The following is an 11309-nucleotide window of genomic DNA, read 5'->3' as shown; positions in this document are numbered from 1 at the left end:
ACGGCGGTTCTCATGGAGTGTGGCGGAAAACACCCCCCTGCCCCCCTCAAGGGGGGATTTCAAGATAAAAGGGGTGGAACTTCAGCGTAAACAGGGTAAGTGTTGGAATGTCAAGGTAAAGCACCCATTCTTCGTTGTGATCCACCGGGGGTCAGGGGGGTATAGGTCGGAATGAAATGGAAGTGAAATTGAACCCACTGGCAATTGAAATCGAAGATGTCTTCTTTTCTTATGACGGCCACTTGGTTCTTCGGGATGTGAACTTGAAAATAGAGCACGGGGAATTCCTTGCCATCCTGGGTCCGAATGGGAGTGGTAAGACCACTCTGTTGAAACTGATGCTCGGCATACTCAAGCCCCAGCGGGGGACCGTTCGCATTTTCGGCAAGGAACCGCATAAAGTGGTCGATCGTATCGGATATGTGCCCCAGGATACGAACATAAACAAAGATTTTCCCATAACCGTACAGGATGTGGCTCTCATGGGGCGCCTGGGGCAAACGGGACGTTCCCGGCGCTATTCCCATGAAGATATACTCATCGTTCAGCAGGCATTGGAAAGGGTGAAAATGTGGGAATACCGGGGGCGGCCCATCGGGAAACTTTCAGGGGGGCAGAGGCAGCGAGTGTTCATCGCGAGAGCCCTGGCAGCGAACCCGTCCATTCTTTTCATGGATGAGCCTACCTCCAATGTGGACAAAGCCCTTCAAACGGAGCTCTATGAGTTTTTGAAGGAACTGAATCGGTCCATGACCATTGTAGTGGTCAGTCACGATTTGAGTGTTCTTTCGAGCTATATCAAATCCGTAGCCTGTTTGAACCAGACTCTTTATTTTCACGCCGCTGCAGAAATCACTCAGGAGATGATGGATATGGCCTATCATTGTCCTGTGGAATTGATCGCACACGGATTCCCTCACCGTGTGCTGGGGGAGCACAAGGATAAATAGAATATGCTTGAAGCCTTTCATATGGAATTCATGCGGAATGCTCTTTTGGCAGGCTTCCTCACAAGTATCGCCTGCGGCATCATCGGGACCCTCGTTGTAGTCAACCGCATCGTTTTCATTTCAGGAGGAATTGCCCACGCCGCATACGGAGGCATCGGAATCGCTTTCTATCTCGGGATTCCTCTTCTTGCGGGAACGACGGGATTTTCCCTCTTGATTTCGATCCTCATGGCCATGGTCACCCTGAAAAACAAGCAACGGGCGGATACCATCATTGGAGTGCTGTGGGCCGTGGGAATGGCTCTCGGTATTATCCTGATGGATCTGACGCCGGGCTATCACGTCGACCTCATGAGCTATCTTTTCGGCAGCATTCTGGCCGTGCCGAGATCCGATCTCTGGTTGATGATTGGAGTGGACCTGCTGATCCTGGGCACCGTTTTTTCTTGTTACAACAGCTTCCAGGCCATGTCCTTCGATGAAGAATTTGCCATGACCATGGGGGTACCGGTCCGGTTTCTCTATTTTATCCTTCTGACCATGATGGCCCTCACCGTTGTGATGACCATCCGGGTAGTGGGGCTGATCCTTGTCATCGCACTGCTCACTATCCCTCCTTATATTTCTGAAAAGTATTCCCAATCCCTTGGCATGATGATGTTCCTGTCCATCCTGCTGAGTTCCCTCTTTACCTTCATCGGGCTGTGGCTGTCCTATTCCTTCAACTTGACTTCCGGGGCAACGATCATCATGGTGGCGGCGGCTTTTTTCTTCGCCTCTCTGTTTTGGGAACAATTGCAAAAAAGGATGGAGTGAGACAACTGCGGTTTTTTCAAGACTCCGTCCCCTGGAAATCTCTTTAGAGAAACTTGAGAAAATCTTTGAAATGTTATACATACCTTCTATTTATTGTGGTCATCATTGATGGTTATCTTGAACGGGAAAAAGTGTAGATGTGTTGTTTATAAGCAAAATTAGCTAGATATTATACAGTCAGCGTTTCTGAATCCTCCCTTTCCCTGAAATCGAGCTATTGGTTTTTTGAGATGGGAAGCGATGATCATTAAAATGGGGTTTGTTCGATTCAGCAGCGTGAATTCGATGAGCCGGAACAACCTATGCTTTTGATTTCAACTACATATCGGGTAGGATAATGAATCCAGTTACAAGTAAAAAAGAGAGTTCGTCCGATTACCTCGAAAGAGCCTTTGAAGGGGCCTTCAGCAGCTCGGACTTTTCTTCCGGCTGCCGGCTTTCCGCTTTTTTCCAGATTGAAAAAGGAGGAGGAATTTCAGGCTTTAATGAGGCGGCTTCTCTGCGCCTGGATTCGAAGGCTTACTGGAAGCAGCAGGTGAAAAAGGCTGTTGAATCTTCCAGCAAGTTTTTTCTGGAGACTCAAAATCCCGAGGGATATTGGTGGGCTGAACTGGAATCCAATGTCACCATAACGGCCGAATACATTATGCTCCTCCATCTCCTGGAAATTTCCGAACCGGAGAAGGAAAGAAGCATGGTGAAATACCTGCTCCATGAACAGACTTCAAATGGTTCATGGGGACTTTGCTATGGCGATGGGGGGGATATCAGCACCACGATTGAGGCCTACTTCGCTTTGAAACTGGCGGGGGAGGATCCTGATTCCGAGCCCCTTCGAAGGGCGCGCGGCTTTATTCTTTCAAAGGGAGGAATCGAGTCGGCCCGTGTCTTTACCAAAATATGGCTGGCTCTTTTTTCTCAATACGATTGGGATAATGTTCCCTCCATGCCCGTGGAACTGGTCCTGCTTCCCTCTCATTTTTATTTCAGTATTTACGAATTTTCCAGCTGGGCAAGAGGCACCGTCGTTCCCCTCTCCATCGTTTTGGCCATCCGGCCAAGGTATAAGCTTCCGGATTCCAAAGCGGTTCCGGAACTCTACGTGAAAAAAGCGGGAAGCGGTTCCAAACGGTTTCCCTCTATGACCCACAAGCTCTTTTACCTCTTCGACCGTGTCGCGAAAGCGTTCGAACGCCATCCCATTCCTTCCCTGCGCAACCGTGCCGTGCAGGCAGCGGAGACCTGGATTTTGGAGCATCAGGAAGAGACAGGGGACTGGGGTGGAATTCAACCTCCCATGGTCTACTCTATCCTTGCGCTCCATTATATGGGCTATACTCTGGATCATCCGGTGATCGAAAAAGGGTTGGAGGCGCTCGAGGGCTTCTGCCTGGAGGATGAACACGGCCTGAGAATGCAATCGTGCATCTCTCCTGTGTGGGACACGGCTCTCACGGGGCTCGCTCTCGTTGAAGCCGGGATCTCCCCGGAACACCCTGCGCTCGTGAAAGCTACCCAATGGCTCCTTGATAAGCAAATCAAGAAGGGTGGAGACTGGCAGGTCAAAAACTGTTGCCCGCCGGGGGGGTGGGCCTTCGAGTTTGTGAACAATCATTATCCCGATGTCGATGATTCTGCTGTTGTCTTGACCACGCTCCATCGCATGGGTACCAATCAGTGCGGTGGCCTGGAGTGCGGCAAATCCATGGGAATGGAATGGTGCCTGAGCATGCAGAGCAGCTGCGGGGGCTGGGCCGCCTTCGACCGAGACAACACCATGACCATATTGAACCGAATTCCCTTTGCGGACACTGAAGCCATGGTGGACTATCCCACGGCGGACGTGAGCGGCCGGGTGCTGGAAACCATGGGATATTACGGCTACGATCGATCCGACCGCAGAGCGAAACGCGGAATCAAGTTCATCAAAGACCTGCAGGAGCCTGACGGGGCTTGGTGGGGCCGCTGGGGTGTGAACTATATCTATGGCACCTGGTCTGTTCTTCGGGGACTCATTTCCATTGGAGAAGATCCCAAAGCGCCTTACATTCAGGCTGCGGTGCGCTGGCTCAAGGAGCATCAGAATCCCGACGGCGGATGGGGGGAAACCTGCGAATCCTACCGCTATCCGCAACTGCGGGGAAAAGGCGCCAGTACGCCTTCGCAGACCGCCTGGGCCCTGATGGGCCTTCTCGCCTGCGGCGAAGAGCACAGCCCGGAAGTCCGTAAGGGAGTGCAATATCTTGTAGAAACTCAAAAGGCCGACGGCACCTGGGATGAAAAATATTTCACGGGAACCGGTTTCCCCAATCATTTTTACATCCGCTACCGGAACTACTGCAATTGCTTTCCTCTCATGGCCCTGGGGCAATACCGGCGAAAGCTGCAGGAGGAATAAAAAAAGGCTCGGGGTGCCCCGAGCCTTTTTTTATGTTCAGTTTATTTTTTATCCTGGGCTGAGCCCAATTTGCTGATCTCTTTTTCGTCCATGGAGAAGGTATGTTCCGGACCGGGGAAGGTGCCGCTCTCCACTTCTTCTTTATATTTTATCAAAGCCTGGCGAATGGGTTCTCCCAGATTTGCGTACTGTTTGACAAACTTCGGTGTAAACCTTTCGTAAAGCCCCAGAACGTCGTGTACCACCAAAACCTGTCCGTCGCAGTTCGGTCCTGCTCCGATTCCAATGATGGGAATGGGAACGGCTTCGGTGATCATGGCGGCGATGGAAGATGGGATGGCTTCCAGCACAATGCTGAAGCATCCTGCGTCGGCAAGGGCCTGAGCGTCTTCGATGAGGATTTTTGCCGCTTCGGCCGTCTTTCCCTGTACTTTGAATCCACCAAACTGCGCTGCGCTCTGGGGGGTAAGACCCAGGTGCCCCTGTACCGGAATCCCCGCCTCCACCATGGCCTTGATCTGTGGCACAACGCGCCGGCCGCCTTCCAGCTTGACCGCCTGAGCCCGTCCTTCTTTGAGAAAGAGGCCGGCATTGAGGATAGCCTGTTCGAGGCTTGCCTGGTAGGACATGAAAGGCATGTCGGCGATCACCAGAGCACGCTCAGCCCCCCGGGATACGGCCCGCGTGTGGTGGAGCATCTCAGCCATCCCTACGGACAGGGTGTCTTCATGTCCGAGCACTACCATGGCCAGAGAATCCCCGACCAGTATCATATCGATTCCGCTTTGATCGACCCAGAGGGCCGTGGGGTAATCGTATGCCGTCAATTCCGTGAGTTTTCTCTTGCCTTTCGTTGCCATGATGTCCGGCACCGTAATGCGTTTTTTCATACTTTTTCCTCTCTTTTGGGGTGTTAGTGTCTGTGACGGGAATCCATTTCAGCGGCTGGCGTGAAATGCTTGTTGCCTCATCCCGCGAGGCTGGCTTCGATTCCCGACGCAAATCACTACGGGTAAAATCTGCTGCAGCTTTTTGCTGCTGCCCGCATGCTCAAGGGTTAAAAGTTTCAGTCCTGTTAGTGTAAGCGGCAGCGCCGGCATCATGGTGGACCTGGAAGCTGTCTGAAAATTCCTCTGTTTGAGAGCCAAACCTGCTTCGATTCCCTCCGATGGGGGGTGTTTTTCCGGTTCGCCAAATCTTGACACTCCCCTGCCCCCCTCAAGGGGGGAATTTTCAGAAAGCTTCTCATCTCACTGAAGGCACTGTCGAAATCACTACTCCCTGCTACACTTGAGTCTAAAATATTAAGGAATTTCTTTCTCTTTCAAATACCCGGCTTCCAGAATCTTGACGAGCTGCGTGAGAGTCCGGTTCACGGGAGTGGGGATTTTTTCTTCTTCTCCGAATCGAACGATGGCGCCGTTGATGGCATCGATTTCCGTGCGTTTTTTCCGATCCACATCCTGGCCCATGGAGGAGCGGTTGACCGCCGTGGCCTGGGCGACCTTAAAGACTCTTTCCATTATATTCCTGGGCATTTCAAACCCCCTGGCCACCGCCACTCTCACGGCCTCTTCCACAGTGGCCCGGGAGAGCTCCCTCGCCGTCTCCAGGTCGGCAATCATCCCGTTTCGAATTCCCGTCAGGGCTGTGATGACATTGATCCCTGCGTTTACCATGAGTTTTTCCCAGATGAGCTGTTCCATGATATCGCTGGAATGGGTTTCAAGGCCTGCCCGGCGAAACAGTTCCACGAGACAGTGCACTCTGTGGGAAGCGGGTCCCCGGGGTTCGCCGATAAACGTCACTCCATTGCCTCCGTGTCGGATTTTCCCAGGCTCCAAAAAGGTAGCCCCCTGGGCTGTGCTGCCCAGCAGGACCGATTCCGTGTCCACCACGCGGGCGATGTTTTCCCAGTTCCCTATTCCGTTTTGCAGTGTAAGAAAGAGAGTGGATGCGTGACAACGATGCAGGATGCTGGAAAGAGCTTCCTGAGTGGCGTAGCTCTTCACCAATACAATGACTAGGTCCGCATCGTCCTGAATCTTGTGGGGATGATCGCAGGCGGTCAGTTTATAATGGCTTTCGCTCCCGTCCAGTTCCTCTATGGCGAGCCCATGCGTTTGAATCGCCTGAATGTGCTCGCGGTTGGTGCTGAAAAGAGTGATGTCCGCCTCGGTCCTGGAAAGCCTGGCCCCCAGGAGACTGCCCATGGCTCCCGCTCCAAGCATCAAAATGTGCATGGCTTGTCCTTTTACCTCATTTTTCGCGATCGGTCTGGTTGTCCTTTTAACGGAGCTTCAAGGTAGCCAGAGAGATCAATGCCAGGATTCCCGCTACGATCCAAAGACGGATCACGACCTTGGTTTCGGCGATCCCCCTGTGCTGTAGATCGTGATGGAGGGGGGCGCGGTAGAAGATGCGCCTCCCCACCCATCGCACTCCGATTTTATCCTGAATCTGGCTGGTGAAGGCTTCGGAAATGAAGAGTCCGCCCAGCAGAGGAAAAAGCATTTCCTGTTTGAGGAGTACGGAAATCACCGCCATGGTACCGCCGATGGCCAGGGAACCCGTATCCCCCATGAAAATCTGGGCCGGATAGGCATTATACCAGAGGAATCCCAGGCCGGCCCCCACGAAAGCGGCCCCAAAGATCGTGAGCTCGCCTGCTTCACGGAGATAAGGATAGTAGAGATAGGCTGAATAGATTTTGTTGCCTTCCACGTAAGCGAAAATCCCCAATACTCCTACAACGAAGATCGTGGGGGTAATGGCAAGACCGTCTAGGCCGTCGGTGATGTTGACCGCGTTGGATACGAAGATGAGGAAAAGGAAAATGAACAACCCATAGAGATAGGGACCCAGATCGATGATGGGATGTTTATAAAAGGGGATATAGAGTTTGGTGGAAAGTTCGGGGCCCAGAGGCGAATAAGGCCCTACGCAAATCCAGGCGAAAATGAGACCGAAGATGCCCTGCAAGATGAGCTTGGACCGCTCCGACATTCCACTGTCCCCGCTCTTTCTCCTGACCTTGGCGATATCGTCATAAAAGCCGATGAGACCGAACCAGAGCATGCCCCCCAGGGAGCAGAGAAGAAAGGGATTGCGCCAGTTCCCCCAGATCACCATGGAACAGAGTACCGCCCCGATGATGAGGACACCGCCCATGGTGGGTGTGCCCCGTTTGTCGAAAGCGGAATCGATGCCCGTTTCCCGGACTTGGTCCAGGAGGCAGCGCCGGTGCACGAAGAGAATAAAATGGCGGCTGAAAAGGAAGATGAAAATCACCGCCGTCAAAGCCGCCATGATGGCTCGAAACGTGATGTAGTTCACCAACCGGAAAAAGGGGAGACTCTCGGACATCTGAATGAAAAAGTTAGCTATTTCGTAAATCATGACGAACGCTTCCTTAGGGCTTGCTCGGGTAAGAGTACAGGCGTCTCGTACAATAAGTCTTCAGCCTCTCTTTCTCGGCACAATTTCTTGAGGGTCTGGTAAGTCTCCTTGATGGAAAAGTAGGGGCGAAAATCCGTCGCCGTCAGGATAAAGGATGAAATCTGAAAGAGAAGTTCAGGAGACGGACCGATGACCCTCCGTTCAAGAAGGCGCTTCAGCCCTTTGAGGGCGGCGTCGCGCACCTGCCAGTAGTGGGATTCTTTCAGCTGGATCAGCACCTGCACCGCACGGTCATCCATTCCGATTTCGCCAATGGCCTTGGCTGCTTCGACGGAGACCTCAAAACAGGGATCGTTCAAGCATTTCATCAGGGCCTGCAGCCAGCCTTCCTTTCCCACCAGCCGAGGGCCGAAATGCGCCGCAGCCATACAGGCCTGGGACCGGACCTCGAAATAGGGATCTTCCAAGGCCTTGAGCAGATGTTCTTCCACCAGAGGATCCATCCGGTTCAAGACCTGGAGGGAGTGAACGATATTTCTCCGGATGAACCCCACCTGCCGGAAATCCCCGCCAAACCATCTCTTGATTCTTGCCGCCGGGGTGCGGTCCGAAAGCATGTGAAGGAGGGTGGGGATTTTCTCCAGATAAAGAGTCAGTCCGATGAGCTTGACGCCCAAGTTCCGGTCTTGCCATGGCTTATGGCTCAGCAGTCCTGCAGCTCGATGCCGGTAATAGATGAGATCGTCTTCATCTCCCACCACGTCCAGGGGATTGTATTCCTTTGGATTGGATTGTTGTGCCCGGTTTAGAATCTGCAAAAGCCTGTTGTTGGTGAGCAGGGGTTGGAAAGGGATCGACCGGCCTTCCGTTCCATTGTTGTAACTCTTGTCCTGGTAAAGTTCGCTCAAGATGCGCTCTACCGCATTGCGTCGCAAAAACTGCCTGCTCAGAGACTCCATTTCGGCGAGCCTTTCCTGGTTGTTCAAAAGACGCAAAATGCGTTCGGCAAGAAGTTCGCCTTCCAGCTTTTCAAGGACTTCCCCGTCTTCCACGATGGTGTCTTCGAAAAGTATTTCCGCGGCTCCGGCGTGCTTCATGGCACGGGCATTCATGACCTGGTGGTCTCCCGGAAGGTTGGCTTTGGGGATGAGGATCGCCGGCTTTCCCAGGCGGGATATTTCATTCAGGCTGCCCGCTCCGCTGCGGCAGACGATGAGGTCGCTGACGGAATAAACGTCCCCGATGTTATGGAAATAGTCCTGACGATAATAAAAGTCGTTCAGCTGGGCTATTTCTTCGGGCTGGAACATGGCTTCCAGGCGGGCGTTTGTATCGGCAACGGCGTCGTATTCCGCTGATTTGTTGAGGCCCATTCCGTGAATGATGAAGAGGTGTTCACGATGGGGCAGCAGGTAGCGCAATGCTTCCACAAGAGCACGGTTGATGGTGCGGGCCCCCTGAGAGCCTCCGAAAGCGAAGATCACCTGCCGTCCAGGGGGGATCTTGAAAGAAAGGTTTGCGAGAGCCTCCTCGCGGGATTGGATGCCGATGGAGCCGCGAACGGGGTATCCCACGACCACTCCGTTTTTTTTGAAAAAGGAGAGGGTTTGGGGAAAGGTCAGGAGCACGCGGTCCACCCACCGCCCCAAAAAGGCATTCAACTGTCCCGGAATACTGTTCTGTTCGTGAAGAAAGACCTTCGTAGGGGAGAGCCTCAATGCCTGGAGAATCAAGGTGGCGATGATGATGGGTGCGCTTACGTATCCGCCGGTGGCGATGACCCACCTGGGTGCGAAGCGAAAGAGAATGAAGAAGGATTGAGCGACTCCAAGAGAGAGACGACAAAGGAATCTCAGAGTTCGAAACGATGGCTTCAAGCCCGGAAAGCCTTCAGAGGATACAAAAACGAGGGGGTATCCCACTCGACGCACAATGACGGCTTCCGCCTTCCCCCGGACTCCCACGTAAAGAAAACGGGTGTGGGGTTGCCGGTGCTTGATTCCTTCCGCAATGGCAAGAGCCGGATTGACATGCCCGCCCGTTCCACCGCCGGTCAAAATCACGCGCGGCTCACGCGAAGCGATTCGGCGCCAGCGCCAGGAAACCAGACCGATCAGCACCAAAAGAAAAACAGCAAAAAGAACAATGAAAAGTATCAAGTGACTCTGCACAAGTTTACACTCAAAGGTAAAGAGTTTCCTTACGAAGCTCTTTTGTTAATAGTTTTTAAGCAAACCACCACTCAAATGAAAGCAACCCAAATATAAATCCATCCCAACCAGCTTTCCCATGAGCTATGAGCCATGAGCCATGAGCTCTCTTATCTCTTCCCACGGCAAAACACCGTCGCGCACAAGGCGTGGAGGTTCGACACTTACATCCACAATGGTCGAAGGCGCCCCGCCGGGAAGGCTGCCTGCGTCAAGCAATCCATCGACCTGACGGATAAGCGGTGCAGGTATTTCTTCAGGATCACGGCATGCGGGGCGGCCTGCCGCGTTGGCGCTGGTTGCAATCAAAAGCCCCCCCACTGCCGCTGCGAGATCCCTTGCAACGGGGTGGGGGGAAATGCGAACGGCAATCTTTCCCGTAGCGGCATGCAGCATGGAGGGCAGTCGTGAGGCGAGGGGCAGAACGAGCGTAAGAGGGCCCGGCCAGAAAGCTGCAGCCAGCTTTTCTGCTGCAGGAGGCAAGCTTCCCACGGCTTCTCGGACCGCTTCCATATGAGCCGCGATGAGGGGAAGAGGCTTGTTGAAGTCTCTTTCCTTGATGCGGAAAATGCGTTCGATAGCTGCTTTCATCCCGGGATGTCCGCCGAGGCCGTAGAAAGTTTCGGTGGGATAAATGATTACACCACCCTTCAAAATCAACGCAGCTGCATGGGTGATCCATAGCGGCTCAGGCTGCTGGGGATCGATTTTCCACACAGGGGTCGTCAACATGGGAGAGATAGGCTGCATGATCTTTACAAAATGTCTGCCATGAAAAGGAGTGACGGAAGCCGCGGCTATCGCCCCATGGTGCCCGGCTTGCGTGCAGCCAGAAACTCTTCCAGCTTGCGATTCTTGTCGAATACCACTTCATCGGCCATTTTTCTTTTCTGTGCGCGCAGCTTGTCGGCCAGAGCGGGGTCCTGTAGCGCCAGAATCTGCACGGCGAACAGGGCGGCATTCCGCGCGCCCCCTTTGCCGATGGCCATGGTCGCCACGGGAATTCCGGGAGGCATCTGAACGGTGGCCAGTAGAGAATCCATGCCTTGAAGGGGGGATGAATCGATGGGGACCCCGATCACGGGTAAAACGGTATCGGCGGCAAGAACTCCCGCCAGATGGGCGGCCCACCCGGCGCCGGCGATGAGAACTCTGATGCCGCGATCCGCAGCGCTTTGAGCGTAGGCTGAGGTTGCCTCCGGGGAGCGGTGCGCCGAGAGAATCCGGACTTCATAAGAAACTTCGAATGCATCCAGAGCCTTGAAGGCCTCTTCCATCACTGAAAGGTCTGAATCGCTTCCCATGAGGATCCCCACCAGGGGGACATTTTCTTTCTGACTCATCTTATCCTTGACTCCCTGCTTTATACAAAAAAGGCTCATGGTTCACTTTATATGAAAAAAAGGTTCATAGCTCATGGCTCATGATAACATCGCTTTTCAAGAGCGTTTCCCGCTTTCCATATTGGCTTGCATCTCTTTGCCTTTTTCATTTTTCGTTGTGACCGTTCCGGTCATGGGGGTTACTTGAAGGTTC

Annotated in this window: 9 protein-coding genes; 3 read left to right on the top strand and 6 right to left on the bottom strand. The window is 53.3% G+C overall.

Annotated elements, in window-relative coordinates:
* The first annotated feature begins 182 nt into the window (after window positions 1-182).
* The 3 genes from QMG16_RS14130 to shc all read left to right on the top strand — a co-directional run bounded on the left by QMG16_RS14130 (window position 183) and on the right by shc (window position 4164).
* Window positions 183-950: a metal ABC transporter ATP-binding protein gene (locus QMG16_RS14130; protein ID WP_373878681.1), complete on the top strand. Its 768-nt coding sequence runs from the start codon at window positions 183-185 to the stop codon at window positions 948-950.
* Between the two features lie 3 nt (window positions 951-953).
* The gene (locus tag QMG16_RS14125) at window positions 954-1766 is read left to right on the top strand and encodes a metal ABC transporter permease (RefSeq protein WP_281795211.1); all 813 of its coding nucleotides are present in this window, start codon (window positions 954-956) and stop codon (window positions 1764-1766) included.
* Between the two features lie 337 nt (window positions 1767-2103).
* Window positions 2104-4164, top strand: a complete 2061-nt coding sequence (gene shc, locus QMG16_RS14120; protein ID WP_281795208.1) for a squalene--hopene cyclase — start codon at window positions 2104-2106, stop codon at window positions 4162-4164.
* A 41-nt stretch (window positions 4165-4205) separates the two neighbouring features.
* Here shc and panB read toward each other — a convergent pair whose 3' ends face one another.
* The 6 genes from panB to purE form a co-directional block, all read right to left on the bottom strand.
* On the bottom strand, window positions 4206-5054 hold the full coding sequence (panB, locus tag QMG16_RS14115; RefSeq protein ID WP_281795204.1) for a 3-methyl-2-oxobutanoate hydroxymethyltransferase: 849 nt from the start codon (window positions 5052-5054) through the stop codon (window positions 4206-4208).
* Between the two features lie 414 nt (window positions 5055-5468).
* Complete coding sequence (locus tag QMG16_RS14110; RefSeq protein WP_281795201.1) at window positions 5469-6407, bottom strand: ketopantoate reductase family protein; 939 nt, start codon at window positions 6405-6407, stop codon at window positions 5469-5471.
* 46 nt (window positions 6408-6453) lie between these two features.
* Complete coding sequence (gene mraY, locus QMG16_RS14105; RefSeq protein ID WP_281795198.1) at window positions 6454-7563, bottom strand: phospho-N-acetylmuramoyl-pentapeptide-transferase; 1110 nt, start codon at window positions 7561-7563, stop codon at window positions 6454-6456.
* Window positions 7560-9722, bottom strand: a complete 2163-nt coding sequence (locus tag QMG16_RS14100) for a glycosyltransferase (protein ID WP_281795196.1) — start codon at window positions 9720-9722, stop codon at window positions 7560-7562. The genes mraY and QMG16_RS14100 overlap by 4 nt, the downstream gene beginning before the upstream one ends.
* Before the next feature lie 135 nt (window positions 9723-9857).
* Entirely contained in the window at window positions 9858-10505 is a 648-nt protein-coding gene (locus QMG16_RS14095) for an L-threonylcarbamoyladenylate synthase (RefSeq protein WP_281795195.1), read from the bottom strand.
* A 65-nt stretch (window positions 10506-10570) separates the two neighbouring features.
* Window positions 10571-11116: a 5-(carboxyamino)imidazole ribonucleotide mutase gene (gene purE, locus QMG16_RS14090; protein ID WP_281795193.1), complete on the bottom strand. Its 546-nt coding sequence runs from the start codon at window positions 11114-11116 to the stop codon at window positions 10571-10573.
* Window positions 11117-11309: the final 193 nt, after the last annotated feature.

This window comes from Desulforhabdus amnigena, from assembly GCF_027925305.1.
Classification (GTDB): Bacteria; Desulfobacterota; Syntrophobacteria; order Syntrophobacterales; family Syntrophobacteraceae; genus Desulforhabdus; species Desulforhabdus amnigena.
The sequence above is the reverse complement of the archived record's forward strand: the minus strand, read 5'-3'. Positions and strand labels throughout refer to the sequence as shown.

Coding starts and splice junctions, on each gene's coding strand:
- QMG16_RS14125 (WP_281795211.1), top strand. CDS start 954: ATGCTTGAAGCCTTTCATATGGAATTCATGCGGAATGCTCTTTTGGCA.
- shc (WP_281795208.1), top strand. CDS start 2,104: ATGAATCCAGTTACAAGTAAAAAAGAGAGTTCGTCCGATTACCTCGAA.
- panB (WP_281795204.1), bottom strand. CDS start 5,054: ATGAAAAAACGCATTACGGTGCCGGACATCATGGCAACGAAAGGCAAG.
- QMG16_RS14110 (WP_281795201.1), bottom strand. CDS start 6,407: ATGCACATTTTGATGCTTGGAGCGGGAGCCATGGGCAGTCTCCTGGGG.
- mraY (WP_281795198.1), bottom strand. CDS start 7,563: ATGATTTACGAAATAGCTAACTTTTTCATTCAGATGTCCGAGAGTCTC.
- QMG16_RS14095 (WP_281795195.1), bottom strand. CDS start 10,505: ATGTTGACGACCCCTGTGTGGAAAATCGATCCCCAGCAGCCTGAGCCG.
- purE (WP_281795193.1), bottom strand. CDS start 11,116: ATGAGTCAGAAAGAAAATGTCCCCCTGGTGGGGATCCTCATGGGAAGC.